This is a genomic window from Promicromonospora sp. NPDC052451 (genome assembly GCF_044547525.1).
Classification (GTDB): domain Bacteria; phylum Actinomycetota; class Actinomycetes; order Actinomycetales; family Cellulomonadaceae; genus Promicromonospora.
Genome location: NZ_JBIUAP010000001.1, coordinates 632,674 through 652,375 on the forward strand (window position 1 = coordinate 632,674; position 19,702 = coordinate 652,375).

Genomic DNA, 19,702 nt, shown 5'->3' on the forward strand with positions numbered 1-19,702 from the left:
CTGGGTAGAAGCGCACTTCATGCCTGGCGCGTCCACTCCAGCGTGTGGCGGAAGAAGAGACGGCGGCGCAGGCGAGCGCCGGGCAGGATCTCGCGGGCGGCCCGGGAGATCTCCGCGAACGTCGCCTCGGCGTCGCGGACGGGCATCGGCGGATCACCGTCGGTGCCGCCGGCCGGTGCGCCGCCAGCCGGTGCACAGCCGGTCGGTGCACAGCCGGTCGGTGAAGAGCCGGTCGGTGCACAGCCGGTCGGTGCGCCGCCGGTCGGTGCGCCGCCGGCCGGTGCACAGTCGGCCGGTGCACAGCCGGCCGGTGCGTCGCCGGCCCGGTCGGCCGGGCCGCCGTCGTCCGCAGGTCCCCGGACCGGCCGCGGATGCCGGATCAGCCCGACCAGGGGGTTCAGCAGCGACGACGGAACGTCCCAGGCCAGGTCGGCCAGGGTGTCGGCGCGGGCGAGGCCGACGACGAGCAGCCGGCCGCCGGGCGCGAGCAGCCCGGCGGCGTGCCGGAGCGCGGGCTCCAGCGGCAGGTGGTGCAGCACCGCGACCATGGTGATCACGTCGAACTCGCCGTCGACCTTCTCGAACCGGGCGTGCCGCACGGTCACCGACGGGTCGCCGGCGAACCGGTCCGCGGCGACGGCGGCCATCGCGGCGTCGGCGTCGACCCCCAGCACCTCGCCGAACCGGCCGCGCAGCCGGCTCAGCAGGAGCCCCTTGCCGCAGCCGACGTCGAGCGCGCGCCGTCGCCGGGCCGGAAGCCGCCGCAGGATCCAGCCGTGGAAGTGGTCGTTGTGGCTCCAGGGGTGCCGCTGGTTGACCCGGTGCAGCCAGCGTCCGCCCGCCCGCACCAGGGGGTTCGACACGGTCCGGATGTCCACGCGGCCCACGCTAGCGGCTTGCCCGACGGGTGAGCGCGGACCTGGTGGCGCTTCGAGCCCGCATACCGCAACCAGACCCGCGCTCGCCGCGCTACGACCGCCCCGCTCACCGGGCCGCCACCAGCCCTGTGAGGAAGATGTTCGGCCCGGGTAACCACCGGCGCACCAGCGTGAAAAACCCGCGACCTACGGTCAAGACATGGTCAACTCCGGCACCCCTCAGCACCTCGTCGTGATCGGCGGCGGCATGGTCGCTCAGCGGCTCGTCGAGGCGCTGCGCGCCCGGGACGACGCCGGTCGCTACCGTGTCACCGTCTTCGCGGAGGAACCCCGCGCGCCCTACGACCGGGTGGGTCTGACCCGCTGGTTCGACGAGGGCCCCGACGGCATCGCCCTGGGTGACCCGGCCCTGTGGGCCGACCCGCTGGTCACCCTGCACACCGACCGGAAGATCGAGTCGATCGACCGCGAGGCACGCACCGTCACGGACCGCCTCGGTCACGTGCACCCGTACGACGAGCTGGTGCTCGCCACCGGCTCCAGCGCGGCCATGCCGCCCATCCCCGGCAACGACCTGCCCGGCGTCTTCGTCTACCGGACCATCGACGACGTCGCGGCACTGCGCGGCTGGGTCGAGGAGAAGCGCCGCAGCTACCCGGCGGGCAAGCCGGTGCGCGGCGCGGTCATCGGCGGCGGACTGCTCGGCCTGGAGGCGGCCGGCGCCCTGACCGCGCTGGACGCCCAGGCCACCGTGATCGAGTTCGGCACCCACCTCATGGGCGTCCAGGTGGATCTCGGCGGCGGCCAGGCGCTCAAGCGTCTGATCAACGGCAAGGGCATCGGCGTCCGCGCCGAGACCGCGACCAGCCAGATGCGGCCGCACCGCCGCACCGGCCACGTGGGCCGGCTCGACTTCGCGGACGGCGGCCGGCTCGACGTCGACGTCGTCGTCGTGGCGACCGGGGTGCGGCCCCGCGACGAGCTCGCCCGGGCCGCCGGGCTGGAGATCGGCGAGCGCGGCGGCGCCGTCGTGGACCTGTCGTGCCGCACCGCGGACCCGCACGTGTGGGCCGTGGGTGAGGTGGCCTGCATCGAGGGCCGGTGCATCGGCCTCGTGGCGCCCGGCAACACGATGGCCGAGGTGGTCGTGGACCGGCTGCTCGGCGGCCAGGCGGAGTTCCCGGGTGCGGACACCGCGACCAAGCTCAAGCTGTCCGGGGTGGACGTCGCCTCCTTCGGCGACGCGCACGCCCGCACCGAGGACGCCGTCGAGGTGGTCTGGGCCGACCCGGTGGCCGGCGTCTACAAGAAGCTCGTCCTGTCCGACGACGCGCGCACCCTGCTGGGCGGCGTGTTCGTGGGTGATGCCGCGCCGTACGCCAGCCTGCGCCCCATGCTCGGCGCGGAGCTGCCCGGTGACGACCCGAGCGCGTTCCTCCTGCCGGAGGGCGGCGGGGGCGCCCCGGGCCTGGAGCTGCCCGACGACGCCAACGTGTGCTCCTGCAACAGCGTGTCGGCGGGCACCATCCGCGGCGCCGTCACCGAGCACCAGTGCACCGACGTGCCGGGCGTGAAGGCCTGCACCCGCGCCGGCACCACCTGCGGCGCCTGCCTGCCGCTGGTGAAGAAGCTCGTGGACACCGAGCTGGAGCGGGCCGGCATCGAGGTCAGCACGGCCCTGTGCGAGCACTTCGAGATGTCCCGCGCCCAGCTCTTCGACGCCGTCCGGGTCGCGGACCTGCACTCGTACAGCGACATCGTGGAGCGGTTCGGGAGCGGTCCGGACGGCGCCGCCAAGGGCCGCGGCTGCGACATCTGCAAGCCCGTGGTCGCCTCGATCCTGGCGTCGCTCGGCAACGGGCACATCCTGGCCGGCGAGCAGTCCACGCTCCAGGACACCAACGACCACATGCTGGCCAACCTGCAGAAGGACGGCACCTACTCCGTGGTGCCCCGGATGCCCGGCGGCGAGGTCACGCCCGAGGGGCTCATCGTGGTCGGCGAGGTCGCCCGCGACTTCGGCCTGTACACGAAGATCACGGGCGGCCAGCGCATCGACATGTTCGGCGCCCGCGTGGAACAGCTCCCCGACATCTGGCGCCGCCTGGTCGACGCCGGGTTCGAGTCCGGGCACGCGTACGGCAAGTCGCTCCGCACGGTGAAGTCGTGCGTCGGGTCCACCTGGTGCCGGTACGGCGTGCAGGACTCGGTCGGCATGGCCGTCGAGCTGGAGCTGCGCTACCGCGGCCTGCGCTCGCCGCACAAGCTCAAGATGGGCGTGTCCGGCTGCGCCCGCGAGTGCGCGGAGGCCCGTGGCAAGGACGTGGGCGTCATCGCCACCGACAAGGGCTGGAACGTGTACGTGGGCGGCAACGGCGGCCAGACGCCGCGGCACGCCAGGCTGCTCGCCGAGGACCTCACGTCCGAGGAGCTCCTGCGGACCATCGACCGGTTCCTCATGTACTACGTGCGCACCGCCGACCGGCTGCAGCGCACCGCGCCGTGGATCGAGGAGGTCGACGGCGGCCTGGACGGCGTGCGCGAGGTGATCATGGAGGACTCGCTCGGCATCTGCGCCGACCTGGACGCCGCGATGGCCCGCCACGTCGAGAACTACGAGGACGAGTGGAAGGCCGTGCTGGAGGACCCGGAGAAGCTGCGCCGGTTCTCCTCGTTCGTCAACGCCCCGAAGGACGCCGACCCGTCGCTCGCCTACGTCACCGAGCGCGGCCAGCGCCGTCCGGCGACGTCGGCCGAGCGTGCCGCCGGCGTCGTCATCGCGGGCCCGAAGCTGGAGGTGCGCGCATGACCGTCAACGACGTGTCGGACGCCCGGGTGACCGGGGTGGCCGGGCGGTCCGACCGCCCGGGCGTGGTGCGGTGGGAGCGGGTCTGCCTGCTCGGCGACCTGTTCCCCGAGCGCGGTGCGGCCGCGCTGTTCGGGGACGTCCAGGTGGCCCTGTTCCGCCTGCCCGAGGACCCGGCGTACGGGGTCCACGCCGGGCGCGTCTACGCGGTGCAGAACCTGGACCCGTTCTCGGCCGCGAACGTCATGTCGCGGGGCATCGTCGGTACGCGCGGGGGCGAGCCCACGGTGGCGGCCCCGGTCTACAAGCAGGTCTTCTCCCTGGTCACGGGCACGTGCCTGGTCCTGGCGGACAAGGCCCCGAAGGACGACCTCCCGCCGGACCTGCTCACCTACCCGGTCGAGGTCCGCGAGGACGTGATCCACGTAGGTCTGCCATGACACCCGACTCCGTCGAGTGCGGGATCCTCGCCCTCTCAGAGGCCTCTGCAGGGGCGGAAAGCCAGCACTCAACGATCGGGCGGGTGACGCTCGTCGGGGGTGGGCCCGGGGCGGCCGACCTGCTGACCGTGCGGGCGTGGCGGGCACTGCAGGCGGCCGACGTCGTCGTGGCGGACCGGCTCGGTCCCGTCGAGATCCTCGCCGAGCTGCCGCCGCACGTGCGTGTGGTCGACGTCGGCAAGGAGCCGGGCCGGCACCCCGTGCCGCAGGAGCGCATCAACGAGCTGCTCGTGGAGCATGCGCTCGCGGGTGCGCACGTGGTGCGGCTCAAGGGCGGCGACCCGTTCGTGCTCGGCCGGGGCGGCGAGGAGGTGCTCGCGTGCGTGGCGGCGGGCGTGCCGGTCGAGGTGGTCCCGGGCATCACGTCCGCCGTCGCCGTGCCGGGGCTGGCCGGCATCCCGCTGACCCACCGGGGCGTCACCACGGGCTTCCACGTGGTCTCGGGCCATTGCGCCGCGGCCGCGGACCCGGACCCGTCGGAGCCGCTCGACGCCGCCGCCCTCTCCTGCGTGACCGGCGGCACGGCTACGCTTGTCGTACTGATGGGGGTGCGGTCCCTCGGCGCGATCGTGGCGCAGTCCCTGGCCGCAGGCGCCGATCCCGGAACTCCCGTGGCGATCGTGGAGAACGGCTCCACTCCGGAGCAGCGCGTCACCCGGGCCCGTCTCGACGAGGCGGCCGCCGTGGCGGCGGCCCGGGGTGTGCGGTCCCCCGCGGTCGTGGTCATCGGCCACGTGGCCGCGGCTGGGCTTCTGGAGGGTACGAGTGAGCGACGTCTGGCAGGTGCCGGTGTCTGATCTCGCAGCGCCCGCGCACGCCCGGGCGACGCGTCCGGCGCTGGGCCAGGTCATGGCCGGTGCCACCGTCCTCGTCACCGCCGAACGACGCGCCGGCGAGCTCGCGGCCGCTCTCGAGCGCCGCGGCGCCACCATCCGCCACGCCCCTGCGCTCAGCATGATCCCGCACGTCGACGACGAGACGCTGATCGCGGCCACGCGGGCCATCGTGGCCGCGCCGCCCGACGTCGTCGTGGTCACCACCGGGATCGGGTTCCGTGCCTGGATCGAGGCCGCCGACGCGCACGGCCTGGCCGAACCGCTCCTTGCGCTGCTGGCGGACACCCGCATCGTCGCGCGCGGGCCCAAGGCCCGCGGCGCCATCCAGGCCGCCGGGCTCCAGGCGGACTGGGTGGCCGAGTCCGAGACGTCCGCCGAGGTCGCGGAGGTGCTGCTCAGCGAGGGCGTGCAGGGCCTGCGCATCGCCATCCAGCACCACGGCGCCGGTGCGGACGGGCTGGACGAGGTGTTCGAGAAGGCCGGTGCGCAGGTCGCGAGCCTGGTCGTCTACCGGTGGGGCCCCGCACCCGACCCCGCGGTCGTGCGCGACTCGGCGCACGCCGTGGCCGACGGCGAGATCGACGCCGTGGTCTTCACCTCCGCCCCCGGGGCCGAGGCCTGGATCAGCGCCGTCGAGGACGAGGGCATCCTGGACCGGGTGCGGGCCCGGTTCACCGACGGCGGCACGATCGCCGCCGCCGTCGGGCCGGTGACGGCGAAGCCGCTGGAGCACCGCGGGATCGTGCCGCTGCAGCCCGAGCGCGGCCGGCTCGGCGCGCTCGTGCGGGCCGTGGTGGGGCACTACGAGCACATCGAGTCCGTCGCGCTGAGCACCGTCGCCGGCTCGCTGGTGATCCGTGCCCGCGTCGCCGTGCTCGACGGTCAGGTGCTGCCCCTGTCGCCGACCGGCGTGGCCGTGCTCCGGCTGCTCGCGGCCGCGCAGGGCGACGTCGTCTCGCGCGAGGAGGTACTGGCCGCCCTGCCGGGAGACTCCCAGGACACGCACGCCGCCGAGGTCGCGATCGCGCGGCTGCGGGAGGCGGCGGGCCGCCGCGACCTCATCCGCACGGTGGTGAAGCGGGGCTACCGCATCGAGCTGGCCTGAGCGGCCGCCCTGGCAGCGCGGATTCGGCAGCGTGGATTCGGCAGTTTGCCTCGAGATCGGCACAGGCCTGTGCCGATCTCGAGGCAAACTGCCGAACACCGGCGCTGACTGCCGTCTAGCGGAGCACGCCCACCAGCACTGACTCGACCACCTCGCGGACGGCGGCATCGTCCGGCCGGGCGCCTAGCTCACCGGCGAACATCAGGTGCCCCGTGCCCACTACGGTCATCGCGAGGTAACGAGGTTCGGCGGCGGGCGCCACGCGGCCGGACGACTGCTCGGCGGTCAGATAGGTCGCCAGCGCCGCGGTGATCTCCACGAGCAGCGGCAGCCCCTCGGGCGTGGTCTCGCGCAGCCGGCGGCGCAGCTCGTCGCGCGCGGTGACGAGTGCCACCACGGCGAGCGCGACGGGGTCGAGCGTCACGGTCAGGTACGCGGACACGTTGCCGACCACCGTGCCGGAGCCTGCGGTGGCGACGAGGTGCTCGCCGGCGCCGTCGGCCTGCTGGATACGGGCGCGCACGAGCGCGGCGAGAAAGTCGTCGAAGTCCGCGAAGTGGCGGTGCAGCACACCCTTGGCGACGCCGGCCTCGTCGGTCACGGCGCGGCTGGTCAGGGCCGCTGCGCCGCTCGTGGCGAGCAGGCGCTCGGCGGCCGCGACGAGCTGGGCGCGCGGGTCGTGCAGCGCGACTCCGGTGGGCACGGGCGTCTCCTCCTGGTCCGGCCGTGGGCGGTCGGGTCCGTCAGCAATGTTGCCTGAGTGGGCGTTCGCCCACTAGCGTGGGCGCATGCCCACTTCTCCGCAGCCGGACGGCCTCCGTACGTCTCACCTGCACCGAGGAGCCGCCGAGGGGTTCGGTGGCGACGCCGAACGCTACGACCGCGCTCGACTGGCGACGCCTCGGCCGGTCGCGGACGCGGTGCTCGCCTACCGGGCCGGCCACGGCGCGCGGCTGGGCGCGGCGGCCGGCACGGATCCGGCCGCGGTTGGGTCCGCCACCGGGCCGACGCCTTCCGCCGGGACCGTGGCCGCCCCGCCGCGCGTGCTCGATGTCGGGATCGGCACCGGTCTCTCGGCCCTCCCGTTCCGTGCCGCCGGCGCCCGCGTGCTCGGCGTGGAGGCGGACGCACGCATGGCGGCCGTTGCCAGGGCGCGCGGGCTGGACGTCGAGGTCGCCCGGTTCGAGGGGTGGGACCCGGGGGACCGTTCGTTCGACGTGGTGGCGTCCGGTATGACCTGGCACTGGGTGGACCCGGTCGCCGGGGCTGCGCAGGCGGCACGGGTGCTGCGCGACGACGGCGTCCTGGCGGTGTTCTGGCACGCCGCAGACCTGCCGTCGGCGCTCCGCTCGGCCCTGCACGCCGTCTACTCGCGGGACCTGGCCGGCACGCCGGGCGCGGGGATGTATGCCCCGGGCCGCTCGGCGGCCGACGGCTACGAGGCGATGCTCGACCGTGCGCAGGACGGCCTGGACGAGGCGGGCGGCTTCGCCGTGCCGGAGCGCTGGCGGTACACGTGGCAGCGGCAGTACACCGTCGCGGACTGGCTCGACCAGGTCCCGACGTCGGGCGGGTTCGCCCGCCTGCCCGAGCCGCTGCGGCACGCCGTGCTGGACGGCACCCGGTCCGCCCTGGAGAACGAGCTGGCCGGGGAGGACGGGTTCACCGTGGACCACACCACCGTCCTGCTGGCGGCCCGGCGCAGAGCCTGATCCCGCGCACGTACTGTCTCAACGCTTCCTGCCCTCCGTCCGTTACAGGCGGCAGAAGAGGGGAGACCGCCATGGTCCAGTGGGAGGGCGAGCTCACCGAGCTCGTGACGCAGCGCGGCGGCGCGCTCGTGGGGTACGCGTACTCGCTGACGCGGGACAGGTCGCAGGCCGAGGACCTCGTGCAGGACGCGCTGGTCAAGGTGTACTCCCGGCTGCGCCGTCCGCCGCGCCCGGATGAGGCGCCGCTGGATCTGGGACGGTCGGAGACCACCAGCGCCGAGGCGTACGTGCGGAGCGCGATCCTGACCATCTACCTGGACGGGTACCGCAGGCGGAACCACTTCCTGGCCGGGTACGTCCTGTACACCGGCGACGAGACCCTGTCGTTCGGCCCCAAGCTCCGGGCGCTGCCGATCAGCGCACTCTGGCAGACCGGGAGGCCGTAGCACTCCTGGTCGGCAGGCATCATCGTTTTCGCCTCCTCGCTCGTCGGGAAGCATGAGGACGGAGAGGGGGCGTCACTGATGGCGCTGTGGGAGAGCGAGCTCGAGGAGCTCATGGTGCGGCGTGGCCGCGCGCTGGTCGGTTACGCGTACTCGCTGACGCGGGACCGCGAGCAGGCCGAGGACCTCGTGCAGGACGCGCTGGTGCGAGTCTTCTCGCGCCTGCGGCGGCCCCGGGACACGGCGGCCGACGGCAGCACCCGCATCGACCTGAGCGATCAGTCCGCGAACAGCACCGAGGGCTACGTGCGCCGGGCGATCCTGACCACCTATCTGGACGGATACCGCCGACGTGGGCGATGGGCGGGCATCGAGCACCTGATCGCTGACGACCGCGTGACACCTGGAGCCGATCGAGCGGCCACAGCCCGGGTCGACGTAGGCGTTGCGATGCGCCATCTCTCACCGCGCCAGCGCGAGGTCGTGGCGCTGCGCTTCTTCGAGGACATGACGGTGCCGAACATCGCGGAGACACTGGGAACAAGCCCTGGCACGATCAAGCGGCACCTTTCGAACGCGATGGTGGTGCTGCGTGCGTCGCTCGCCGAGATGACGGCAGCCGAGATGGACACCGACCTGGTCCGGCGCGTCGATACGGTGTCCGGTGTCGTCCGCAGGCGCCGTACGGTGAAGCTCGCCGCGGTCGGTGGCGCGGTCGTGGCGGCTGTGCTGTTGGCGATCGCGATGGCGTGGGGGCCTGTACGCCTCATGTCGGAACCGGTGCCGCCTGCGACGCCCAGCCCCTCCGGGGTGGAGGCGTCGGTCGGCGGCCGGGTGCCGGTTGGCTGGCCAGTCGACCAGGTGCCGTTCTATTGCGGTATGGAGGTCACGGCGCTGACGTCATCGTCAGACACGGTGCGCCTCGACGTGACGGGTCCGGTCGAGGTCGCGCCCGACAGCAAGCACCTGACGGCGCCGGTCCGGGTCACCCGGACCGACAGGGAGGGGCAGGAGCTGACCGGCGTGGTGCCGCAGCTGGTGTTTGCGCAGGACGGCCGGGTGGTCGACCTCGGTCCTGGCTGGAACGAGAGCGAGTACACGATCCCCGACGTGGACGAGCCCACGACTGACGTGGCCGAGGCAGGCGCGGCGACCGCGTGCGGCACCTGGACCGTCGATGGCGCGTCGTACGACGAGGAGTACCTGGACCAGCGGCCGCGCGGCACATACGACGTGTACGCCGTCCTGTGGTGGATGACTGATGAGCCAGGTATCGCGGGGTACGCGGTCAGCGATCCCGTCGCCGCCGACGTGCCCGCGCTCGAGATGCCGAGCGAGGAGCCCTCGACGGTCGAGATCCGCGATGGGTACCAGCCGCCGTGGCTCCACGGTACGAGCCTGGCCTGCGGAAGCCCGGCCTCGGACATCCCCGGTGCGACATACCCCGGCTGGGCCCCGGAGCTCGCCACGATCTCGACCGGGAGGGACCATGCGTCAGTCGCGTTCACGAAGCGCGTGGGTCCCGCACTGGAGGCGACCCGGGCGCCGGTCACGCTCGTCTGGTTGAGTGCCGGCCGGGTCGTGGCTCTTGCACCTGACGTCGCGTCCGGGTCCGTGGAGCCGTTTCACGTGGATGAGAGGGGCGCAACGACCGTCGAGGTCCCGATCGGGCAACCCGACACAACATGCCTGCGGAATCCCGATGCGGGGATGCCTCGCGGGCGCTACGAGGTGTACGCACTGATGGAGATCGACCCCGGTTCGGCCGAAGATCGGCGGTTCATCGCGATGGATATCGCGCGGCACCGGCTCTCCGGCGCCGACGGCTGAGCATCGGGTGGTCGTCGGCGAAGTCGTCGACCAACGAAATCCCCGACCTGCGCGTCACGGGGTGTGTGGAGACGATGACAGCACACACGCACGCGGGGGGTGGGTATGGCGGCATGGGAAGGCGAGCTCGATGAGCTCATGCGAAACCGGGGCGGCGCCCTGGTCCGCTACGCCTACATGCTCTCCGGCGACCGCGCGCTCGCCGAGGACCTGGTCCAGGACGCCCTGGTGAAGGTGTACTCGCGGTTGCGCCGCCCCGGCCGCGGCGGCGCGGTGGGCGTGGCGGCCGGCAGCCGGGCGCACGACCTGGACTCCCCGTTCACCAACGTGGAGGGGTACGTGCGGCGCGCGATCCTCACCATCTACCTGGACGGCTACCGCAAGCGGCAGCGCTGGGCCGGGATCAAGCACCTGCTGGCCGACGACCCCAGCACCCGCGGTGCGGACCAGGCGGCCACGGCGAAGGCCGACGTGATGAGCGCGCTCGCCCGGCTCGGGGCCCGCGAGCGCGCCTGCGTGGTGCTGCGCTACTTCGAGGACATGACGGTGCCGCAGATCGCCGAGGCGCTGGGCACCGCCCAGGGCACGGTCAAGCGGTACCTGTCCGACGCGACGAGGAACCTGCAGGAGATCCTGCGCCCGGATGACTTCCGACCTGCCGAAGGGAGGGCCGCCCGATGAGCCACGACGACCTGAACAATGACTTCCTGAGCGGCGCGCTCCGGGGGGCGGCCGACGCGATGCCCGGTGGGGAGGCGGACGACCTGCATGTCTCGTTCGGAGTGGTGCGTGACCGCGTACGACGCCGCCGGGCCGTCAAGGTCGGCAGCCTCGCCGGTGCCAGCCTGGTGGTGGCAGGGGTGCTCGCGTTCGGCGTGACGCAGTCGCCCGTGTGGAACACGTCGGAGCCGGTGCTGCCGGGGGACCCGACCCGGGTCGCGACGTCGGACGGTTCGGCGAACCCGACCCAGGCGCCGGACCCCGCGCCGAGCGGGCCGGCCGCGACGAGCGTGATCGAGGACGGGTACCAGCCCTCGTGGATCGAGGACATCGGGGCCGGACTGGAATGTGGCATGCCGGTGACCGATCTGGAGACCACGGCTGCGGGATGGTCGGTGGCGTCCGCGGGGGACATCTACTCCCGGACGTCGGCCATGGGCGGCGAGGAGGTGCCGACCTGGCACATGGCGGCGACCACGGTGCCGGGCGAGGGATCGCTCGACGTGCCGCCGGTGCTGGTGTGGAGCCAGGACGGGCGGGTGGTGGACCTCGGGACGAACGTCTTCGGGGCCCCGGTCCAGACCGAGCCGCTGCTGGGCGCGGGCGACGGCGCAGTCCAGGCTGAGAGCGGCGCGTACACGACGTGCGCGCCCTCGGACGGCCCCGCGGGAGACCTCTTCGAGACCTCGCTGCCCGAGGGTGACTACGAGGTGCAGGTCCTCGCCTTTCCCGAGGTCACCCCGGGCCAGTGGGCGACGGCGGTGAGCGAGCCGGTAGACGTCCGTCTCGACGCCGACGGTGCGCACACCGCGACCGGGACCCGCGGCGGCTCGGCGACGATCGAGCCGCCGGAGCCCGTCGAGGGCGAGCTGTCGCGGTTCGTGCTCGACCGCAGCACGGACTGGGTCACGGCGGACATGACCTGGACCGGGTACGTGACCGTCGGTGTACCGCGGATCACCGCCGAGTGCGAGAGCACGAACCCGGCGGACGTGGTCCGGTACGAGGTCACGCAGGCGTCGGCCGCCGAGCCGTTCGCGTCCGGCGAGGTGCCCTGCGACGGCACCACCTTCGAGTCGGAGGACGTCGTCGGCGGAGGTGAGGAGTCCTTCGACATCCGCCTCACCAGCGTGCCGGACGGCGTCGCGCGGTTCTGGGCGACCCTCGCCCCGGGAACCGGCGGCGAGGCGGCGGGCGACTGCTCCGCCAGCGGCATGACCCTGCGGTACGACCTGGCGAGCGCGCCGAGCCAGGCCGTCGGGGCCACTGCGCAGACCATCGTGGACGCCGCGCTGGCGTGCGACTCCGACCAGCTCGTCGAGCTGGCGAACCAGCACGGCACGGAGCTCATGTTCGGCACCGAGACGGCGGAGCAGACCTTCGCCCTGCCTGACGACACGCAGCACTACCGGACGCTGGTCGCCCTGCTGGCCGGGACGACCGGCGCGGTCGACGCCGAGACCGGCGTCGTGCGGTGGCCGCGTGTCGTGAGCGACGAGTTCCGCGACGACGACGCGGCCTGGGACGAGGTCGTGGCCGCCGGCCTGGCCACCCAGGAGCAGGCCGACGAGCAACGCGCCGACGAGACGTTCGGCTACACGGGCATGACCATCGCCATCGACCCGGACGGTACCTGGAGCTACTACTCCGCCGACGAGTAGCACTCCGCGCCGGCACCGTGCCAGACGCCCAGGTCACCTCGGTGACCTGGGCGTTTGTCATGCACCGGTCGAAGAACGAGCAGCCGGCACCCCAACGACGGGGCCGGGTGGAGCGTCATGGGGGATGAAGGCAGGAACGGCGACGACGAACGGAGACCTGCGATGTATCAGTACGACGAACACCTCGGCGAGGCCGGGACCGCCCAGACCGTGACGGCGACGAGTCGGCGAGCGCGCCGCCGTCGGACCGCGAGGTTGGGAGGGATGAGCGGTGGCGCGATCGCCCTGGCGAGCGTGCTGGCGTTCGGTGCCGCCCAGCTCGCGGCACCGGACCAGGCGGACGCCGCCGCGCCGTCGGCCGCCACCGACGTGCCGATCCTGGACGGCTACCAGCCCTCCTGGCTCGACTGGACCGATCTGACCTGCGGGATGTCCGACGCCGACCTGCGCTCGTCGGCGCGCGGCTGGTCCGCCCGGGCCGCCGGTGACGTCTACGGCCGCACGTCCGACTTCGGTGGCGACCCGACCACGTCGTGGAGCATGGCGGCGAAGGTACGCGAGGGGCAGGGGTCGCTCGACGTCACGCCCGTGCTGGTATGGAGCCAGGACGGCGTGGTCGTGGACCTGGGGCCGAACGTCTTCGACGGGCCCGGTCCGCAGTCCGAGCCGCTGCTCGGCGCGGGGCGGGGCGCCATCGAGGCCCAGGCCGCTGCGTACAGCACCTGCGTGCCGACGGAGACGGAGACGGGCGACCGCTTCCAGACCCCGCTGCCCGAGGGGAACTACGAGGTACGGGTGGTCGCCTTCCCGGAGACGCGGTCCGGCCGGTGGGACACCGTGGTAAGCAAGCCGGTGCCGGTCCGCATCGACGCCGACGGCGCGCACAGCCCGGTCGGTGATCGCGGCGGCGACGCGGCGACCGCTCCCGTGGACCAGCTCGACGGCGAGATCACGCGCTTCGACCTCGACCGGTCCACCGAGTGGGTCAGCGCGGGGCAGACGCAGCGCGGCTACTCGTCCGACACCCCGATGCGGATCGAGGGCATCTGCGAGAGCTCCGACCCGGAGGACCTGCTCCCGGTCGAGGTCGTGCTGCCCTCGACCGGTGAGGTGCTGGCGTCCACGCAGGTCACCTGCGACGGGTTGGAGGCCGGCTCGGAGGTCGGCGTCCTGGCGGGCGGCGAGGAGGTCGTGGACCTGCGGCTGCCGCGCGTGCCCGACGGCGTCGCCCGCGCCTCGTTCACCCTCGCGTCGGCCACGCCCGGCGGCCCGGCCGGTGAGTGCTCGGCGACCGGCATGACGCCGCTCTACCCGGACGGCAACGCGCCGACCGAGGGCGCGGCAGCGGCCGCGGCGTCGATCGTGACCGCCGCGCTCGACTGCGACTCCGAGGCACTGGTCGCGCTCGCTGCGGACTCGGGGACCGAGCTCATGTTCGGCACCGAGACCCCGGAGCAGACGTTCGCCCTGCCCGAGGCCGAAGGTGTGGAGCACTACCGGAGCCTGGTCGCCCTGCTCGGCAGCACCCGGCCCGCCGTCGCGGGCGGGGACCCGGCCAACCAGACGGTCGTCTGGCCGCGCGTCGCCACCCAGGAGTTCCGTGACTCCGACGAGGCGTGGCAGGAGGTCGTGGACGCCGGCATCCTCACCCAGGAGCAGGCCGACGCCCAGCGTGCCGACGAGACGTTCGGCTACACCGGCATGGTCGTCGGCATCGCCGAGAACGGGACGTGGCGGTACTACTCCTCCACGGACTGATCCCGCAACCATGTGCCGGACGCCCAGGTCACCCACGTGACCTGGGCGTCCGGCACGTCTGGTAGCTCGCCAGGACCCGGTCGCTGCGGCGTCGCCCCCACCGGTCGAGCCGGGCGCGGCCGCGAGCGCCGCGCCCCCGCACGCGGTACCGCCACGTGTTGAGCGGCAGCAGGTACGCGTGCGCCCACGGCGGGCGCAGCGGCAGCCCGAGCTCGCGCATGCTGCGCACCCCGAGGAACGCCGTGAGCATCGACAGCAGCCGCTCCCGCTCGTACCCCGCCCGCCACGGCTGCCACCAGACGGGACCGGGGTAGGTGCGGTCGGCCTGGGCGGCGACGAGGGCCCGGGCGAGGAGCGGCCCGGCGTCGGACACCCCGGCCTGTGCGAGCAGCACGTGATGGTTGAGGCGGTGCCGCGCCCACTCGTCGTCGACCAGGAAGTCGGGGTGCACGCCGAGCAGGTGCCCCACCCACCTCCACAGGTGCATGAGGGCCCGGCTGTCCGACGGCGGGACGGGTACCCCGAGCGCCCGGCAGCCGAGGACGACGGTGCCGTCGAACAGCCCGAGCGTCGCGGCCTGGTCGGCTTGGTTGACCGGGAGCCCCCAGCGGTCGGTGTCCCAGGGGCGAGCGGCCGGTCCGGGCGATGCGTTGTCGCCCGTGAACGACGCGCCGACCAGCGCGTGCATCACCCGCACCCGCACGGTGGCCCGCCACGCCGGACCGCCGACCCGCAGCGCTCCGGGCTCCGACAGACCGACCGTCCACTCCTGCGTGTCCGCGAGGCGGCGCAGGGTGTCGCCGGTCAGGGCCCCGGTCGCGACCAACAGGTCCGTCGGCCCGCCGAACCGGTACCCGCCCACGAGCGAGAGCTGCAGCAGCACGTCCGCGGCGTTCTGCCCGAGCCGGCGCAGCACGGCGGCGCCCTCGTCCATGAGCTCCCAGTCCACCCAGTCGGGCACGGTGGTGACCGCGGCGAGGAAGCTCTGCAGCGCCGTCGGCCGTTGGTCTGCTGGGTGTGCTGGGTGTGCTGGGTGTGCCGGGGGTGTGTCCTGGGCTCCGGATTCGGTCACCTGCTGCGCACGCGCGTCGAGTTCGGTCGGTTGTCTCGAGATCGGTCCATCGATGGACCGATCTCGAGGCAACCGACCGAACTCGCGCCAGGGATCGTGCAGGGGACCGGTCTCGCGCTGGGGATCGTGCAAGGAACCGATCTCGCTCCCGGCACCGTGCACAGGACCGATCCGGGCACCACGCAACGGACCGACCACCGCGTCAAGGTCCGGGTGCGCCAGGGAAGCGGTCAGCTGTGCGCGAGTCACCCTGTCCGGATCACCTGGAGGGAGCCGCATCGCGGCGGCGAGCGCGGCGCCGGCGTCGTCCTGCTCGAAGAACGCGCGGCCGATCCGGTCCAGGAGCGCCTCGTCCACGCCGCGCACGCGGCCGAGCAGGCGCAGCGGCCGGCCGATGCGCCTGCCGCGGGCCTCGGCGGAGCGGAACCGCCGCGGGTAGGCGCCGTTGTCCACATGGTTGTCCACAGCGTCGGCCATGCCACCATCCTGAACCGTCCGGCCGCGGCAAGAACATCGGACACCTGGAGACCGATACCCCACAACCTCCCGGCGGCCTGGTTCGTCGACACGGTCAAGACGGCAGGAAGGAGCCGGCAATGGGCTGGCACGAAGAGCTGGAGACGCTCGCCATGCAGCGCGGCGGTGTGCTCGTCGGGTACGCCTACACGCTGTGCGGCGACGTCCGGCAGGCCGAGGACCTGGTGCAGGAGGCGCTGGTGCGGTACTGCTCCCGCCTGGTACGGCCGGGCGGGCGCCGAGGCCGGAGCACGCCGGGCATGCGCACGGTGCCGCTGGACGAGACCGGGGACAGGCCGGTGGTCCACGCGGAGGCGTACGTGCGACGCATGGTGCTGAACCTCTACCTGGACGGCTGGCGCCGCAGGAAGAGGTGGGCCGACATCGAGCCCCGGATCGCGGTGGACGACCACGTGCGGTTCCCGGACTCGGGCATCACCGCCCGGGCGGACGTCGTGCAGGCGCTCGCCCGGCTCTCGCCGCGGCAGCGTGCGTGCGTGGTGCTGCGCTACTTCGAGGACATGTCCATCGACCAGGTGGCGGAACGGCTGGGGAACGCCCCGGGCACCGTCAAGCGCCACCTCCATGACGCGCTGAACGTCCTGCGGGACGTGCTGGAACCGGCCGGAGTGCTCCCGGCGGAGAGGACAGGACGATGAACCGGTACGACGACGGGCCCGACCACGGCTGGGTGGACCCTGAGGGCACGGACCTGCTGACGCGGACGCTCGGCGCGCTGGCCGGCGGGGTGGACCCCGCGTCACCGACCGGGCCGGCGGCCGCGGTGCCCGCGATGAGCAGCCGGGTGCGGCGGCGTCGGACGGCGAAGCTCGGCGGCCTGGGCGGCGGAGCCCTCGCCCTGGCGGGCGCCCTGGTGCTGGGGGCGGCGCAGCTCGCGCCGCCGGACGCGGCGGAGCTGCTGCCGGCCACGCCGGACTTCGAGGTGCAGGAGGGTTACCAGCCGCCGTGGCTCGGCTGGAGCGACCTGACGTGCGGCATGCCGGTGGCAGACCTGGAGAGCACGGCGCCCGGGTGGTCCGTGGCCCCGGCCGGTGACATCTACGCGCACTCGGCGGAGCTGCGGGGCGACTCGTCGCGCGTCTGGGGCATGGCGACCACGTACGAGCAGGGGGAGGGTTCGCTCGACACCCCGCCCGTGCTGGTGTGGAGCAAGGACGGTGTGGTGCTGGACCTCGGGCCGAACGTCTTCGAGGGATGGGACGGACAGGCGGATCCGCTGGTCGGTACGGGTCGGGACGCCATCACGGCCCGGGGCAGCTCGATGACCACGTGCGTGCCGGGCTCGTACGGCGGAGACCTCCAGCACGAGACACCCCTGCCCCACGGCGACTACGAGGTGCGGGTGGTCGCGTTCCCGCAGGTCGCCTCCGGCAGCCGGGCCACCGTGGTGAGCGACCCGGTACCGGTCCGTCTCGACGCGGCCGGTGCGCACAGCCCGGGCGAACCGCACCCGGGCGGGTCGGCGGTCGAGTTCCCGGAACCTGCGCAGGGACAGGTCTCGCGGTTCGAGCTGGACCGCAGCACCGACTGGTTCACCGCCGACATGACGCAGCGTGACTTCTCGTCGGACACCCCGATGCGGGTCATCGGCCGGTGCGCCGGCGCGGATCCCGAGACGGTCGTCCGGGCCGAGCTGATCCTGCCCTCCACCGGGGAGGTGCTCGAGGCCACCTCGATCACCTGCGACGGGGACGAGGCCGGGTCGGCGGTCGGGGTGCTGTCCGAGCACCGGAGCGGGGAGACCATCGACATCCGGGTGCCGAACGTGTCCGACGACGTCGCCCGGCTGTGGATCTCGCTCGAACCGGAGACGCCCGCCGACGGGGACGGCCTGCCCGAGTGCTCGGCGACCGGCTTCGAGCCGGACTACGCGGCCGGGCTCGACGACCTGACCCAGAGCACCTCGGCGACCGCCGGGAACATCATGGTGCTCGCCCAGGTCTGCAACTCCGAGGCGTTGGTCGCGTTGGCGAAGCAGCACGGGGTGGAGCTGATGTCCGGTACCCAGACCCCGGAGGAGACGTTCGCGCTGCCGGAGTCCGACCCTGGCCGCTACCTCCGGCTGGCCGCCCTGGTGAGCAACACCACACCTGCGTTCCCCGAGGGGGGCGCCCCGGACGCGGTCGTTGTCTGGCCACGGGTCGTCACCGACGAGTTCCGGGACTCGGACGAGGCCTGGGCGGAGCTGGTGACCGCCGGCGTCCTCACGCAGGGACAGGCCGACGCCCAGCGGGCGGACGGCTACCACGGTCCCCGGGTCGGCATCACCACGGACGGCGACTGGCTGTACTACACCACCGGTCCGGCCGGCGACTGACCCCAGCCGCGCCGGGCGTCCAGGTCACCCGGGGCGACCTGCACGCCCGGCACGGCGACACATAATGGGCGGCATGACGGACCAGAACACCACCCCCGCCCCGCCGTCCGCGTCCCAGGTTCCCGAGGAGGCCCGCCGCCACACCGAGGACCTGGGCACGTTCGTGACGGCGTCGCCGTCGTCGTACCACGCGGCCGCCGAGGCGGCCCGGCGCGCCGAGGCGGCGGGCTTCACCCGCCTCACGGAGGACGCCGCGTGGGACGTGGCCCCGGGCGGGCGCTACGTGGTGGTGCGGGACGGTTCCGTCATCGCCTTCACCGTGCCCGACGCCGCGGGTCCCACCACCCCCTTCACCATCCTGGGCGCGCACACCGACTCCACCGGCTTCAAGCTCAAGCCGAAGCCGACCACCCACGGGCCGGGCGGCTGGTGGCAGGTGGGCGTCGAGGTGTACGGCGGGCCGCTGCTGAACTCCTGGCTCGACCGCGAGCTGGAGCTCGCCGGCCGGCTCGTCACGCTCGACGGCACCGAGCACCTGGTCCGCACCGGACCGATGCTGCGCATCCCCCAGCTCGCGATCCACCTGGACCGTGGCGTCAACGACAACGGCCTCACGCTCGACCGGCAGCGGCACACCCAGCCCGTGTGGGGCCTCGGGGACACGGAGAGCGCCGACGTGCTGGCGGCGCTCGCGGCCGACGCCGGCATCGACCCGGCGGCGGTCGGCGGGTACGACGTGGTGCTGGCCGAGACGCAGCCGGCCCGAGCCTTCGGCGCCGGTCAGGCGCTGTTCGCGTCGGCCCGCCTGGACAACCTGCTGTCCACGCACGCGGGGCTCACGGCGCTGCTGGCCCGGGCCGCCTCGGGGGCATCCGGGACCGGCGTCGAGATGTTCGCGGCCTTCGACCACGAGGAGATCGGCAGCGCGTCGCGCTCGGGGGCGGCGGGGCCGTTCCTGCAGGACGTGCTGGTCCGCGTCTCGACCGCGCTGGGGGCGGGGCCCCAGGAGCAGGCGCAGGCGTTCGCGGCGTCGCTGCACGTGTCGTCCGACGTCGGGCACGCGGTGCACCCGAACTACGCCGAGCGGCACGATCCCGCCAACCACCCGGTGGCCGGGGGTGGCCCGATCCTCAAGATCAACGCCAGCCAGCGCTACGCGACGGACGCGCACGGCGCGGCGGTGTGGGCGGCCGCCTGTGCGACGGCCGGCGTGCCCACCCAGGAGTTCGTCTCCAACAACGCGGTGCCGTGCGGATCGACGATCGGACCGATCTCGGCGACCCGTCTGGGCATCCGAACCGTGGACGTCGGGGTACCAATTTTGTCGATGCACTCGGCGCGTGAGCTCACCGCGGTGGTCGATCCGTGGTACCTCACGCGGGCGATGGAGGCCGTCCTCGCCCGGTGACGGCGTCGAATCCTCCCGGATCGGGGGAGAACCGGGTTAATCGGAGCGACCTGCGCTTTCGCTGGTTTCCGTTGGTTCTGTCCAGGTATACATTGGGTGCAATACGGACATGAGTTGGA

Annotated in this window: 16 protein-coding genes; 13 read left to right on the forward strand and 3 right to left on the reverse strand. The window is 73.4% G+C overall.

Annotated features, from left to right (window positions below):
- Positions 1 to 17: 17 nt before the first annotated feature.
- Entirely contained in the window at positions 18 to 878 is an 861-nt protein-coding gene (locus tag ACIG47_RS02740; protein ID WP_397429493.1) for a methyltransferase, read from the reverse strand.
- Positions 879 to 1,077: 199 nt separating this feature from the next.
- Between ACIG47_RS02740 and nirB the strand changes: the two genes are divergently transcribed.
- The 4 genes from nirB to ACIG47_RS02760 all read left to right on the forward strand — a co-directional run bounded on the left by nirB (position 1,078) and on the right by ACIG47_RS02760 (position 6,125).
- Complete coding sequence (nirB, locus tag ACIG47_RS02745; protein WP_397429494.1) at positions 1,078 to 3,687, forward strand: nitrite reductase large subunit NirB; 2,610 nt, start codon at positions 1,078 to 1,080, stop codon at positions 3,685 to 3,687.
- On the forward strand, positions 3,684 to 4,124 hold the full coding sequence (gene nirD, locus ACIG47_RS02750) for a nitrite reductase small subunit NirD (protein ID WP_397429495.1): 441 nt from the start codon (positions 3,684 to 3,686) through the stop codon (positions 4,122 to 4,124). The genes nirB and nirD overlap by 4 nt, the downstream gene beginning before the upstream one ends.
- 83 nt (positions 4,125 to 4,207) lie before the next feature.
- A complete protein-coding gene (gene cobA, locus ACIG47_RS02755) occupies positions 4,208 to 4,981 on the forward strand; it encodes a uroporphyrinogen-III C-methyltransferase (RefSeq protein WP_397429496.1) in 774 nt (257 codons plus the stop codon).
- 52 nt (positions 4,982 to 5,033) lie between these two features.
- The gene (locus tag ACIG47_RS02760) at positions 5,034 to 6,125 is read left to right on the forward strand and encodes a uroporphyrinogen-III synthase (protein ID WP_397429529.1); all 1,092 of its coding nucleotides are present in this window, start codon (positions 5,034 to 5,036) and stop codon (positions 6,123 to 6,125) included.
- A 115-nt stretch (positions 6,126 to 6,240) separates the two neighbouring features.
- On the opposite strand, the gene ACIG47_RS02765 is transcribed toward ACIG47_RS02760, so the two are convergent.
- On the reverse strand, positions 6,241 to 6,828 hold the full coding sequence (locus ACIG47_RS02765) for a TetR/AcrR family transcriptional regulator (RefSeq protein ID WP_397429497.1): 588 nt from the start codon (positions 6,826 to 6,828) through the stop codon (positions 6,241 to 6,243).
- A gap of 85 nt (positions 6,829 to 6,913) precedes the next feature.
- Between ACIG47_RS02765 and ACIG47_RS02770 the strand changes: the two genes are divergently transcribed.
- The 6 genes from ACIG47_RS02770 (at position 6,914) to ACIG47_RS02795 (ending at position 14,249) form a co-directional block, all read left to right on the forward strand.
- Entirely contained in the window at positions 6,914 to 7,837 is a 924-nt protein-coding gene (locus tag ACIG47_RS02770; RefSeq protein ID WP_397429498.1) for a class I SAM-dependent methyltransferase, read from the forward strand.
- A gap of 71 nt (positions 7,838 to 7,908) precedes the next feature.
- Complete coding sequence (locus tag ACIG47_RS02775; protein WP_397429499.1) at positions 7,909 to 8,283, forward strand: sigma factor; 375 nt, start codon at positions 7,909 to 7,911, stop codon at positions 8,281 to 8,283.
- A 78-nt stretch (positions 8,284 to 8,361) separates the two neighbouring features.
- Complete coding sequence (locus ACIG47_RS02780) at positions 8,362 to 10,110, forward strand: RNA polymerase sigma factor (protein WP_397429500.1); 1,749 nt, start codon at positions 8,362 to 8,364, stop codon at positions 10,108 to 10,110.
- Between the two features lie 138 nt (positions 10,111 to 10,248).
- The gene (locus tag ACIG47_RS02785; RefSeq protein ID WP_397429501.1) at positions 10,249 to 10,791 is read left to right on the forward strand and encodes a sigma-70 family RNA polymerase sigma factor; all 543 of its coding nucleotides are present in this window, start codon (positions 10,249 to 10,251) and stop codon (positions 10,789 to 10,791) included.
- Positions 10,788 to 12,491 (forward strand): hypothetical protein, encoded by a 1,704-nt coding sequence (locus tag ACIG47_RS02790; protein WP_397429502.1) that lies wholly within the window; start codon positions 10,788 to 10,790, stop codon positions 12,489 to 12,491. The genes ACIG47_RS02785 and ACIG47_RS02790 overlap by 4 nt, the downstream gene beginning before the upstream one ends.
- Positions 12,492 to 12,755: 264 nt before the next feature.
- Positions 12,756 to 14,249, forward strand: a complete 1,494-nt coding sequence (locus ACIG47_RS02795; protein WP_397429503.1) for a hypothetical protein — start codon at positions 12,756 to 12,758, stop codon at positions 14,247 to 14,249.
- A gap of 28 nt (positions 14,250 to 14,277) precedes the next feature.
- Here the strand turns inward: ACIG47_RS02795 and ACIG47_RS02800 are convergent, their stop codons facing one another.
- Entirely contained in the window at positions 14,278 to 15,798 is a 1,521-nt protein-coding gene (locus ACIG47_RS02800) for an oxygenase MpaB family protein (RefSeq protein WP_397429504.1), read from the reverse strand.
- A gap of 119 nt (positions 15,799 to 15,917) precedes the next feature.
- Between ACIG47_RS02800 and ACIG47_RS02805 the strand changes: the two genes are divergently transcribed.
- From ACIG47_RS02805 to ACIG47_RS02815, 3 genes are all read left to right on the forward strand, one after another.
- The gene (locus tag ACIG47_RS02805) at positions 15,918 to 16,496 is read left to right on the forward strand and encodes a sigma-70 family RNA polymerase sigma factor (RefSeq protein WP_397429505.1); all 579 of its coding nucleotides are present in this window, start codon (positions 15,918 to 15,920) and stop codon (positions 16,494 to 16,496) included.
- Complete coding sequence (locus ACIG47_RS02810) at positions 16,493 to 18,175, forward strand: hypothetical protein (protein WP_397429506.1); 1,683 nt, start codon at positions 16,493 to 16,495, stop codon at positions 18,173 to 18,175. The genes ACIG47_RS02805 and ACIG47_RS02810 overlap by 4 nt, the downstream gene beginning before the upstream one ends.
- A gap of 73 nt (positions 18,176 to 18,248) precedes the next feature.
- A complete protein-coding gene (locus ACIG47_RS02815; protein WP_397429507.1) occupies positions 18,249 to 19,583 on the forward strand; it encodes a M18 family aminopeptidase in 1,335 nt (444 codons plus the stop codon).
- Positions 19,584 to 19,702 lie beyond the last annotated feature (119 nt).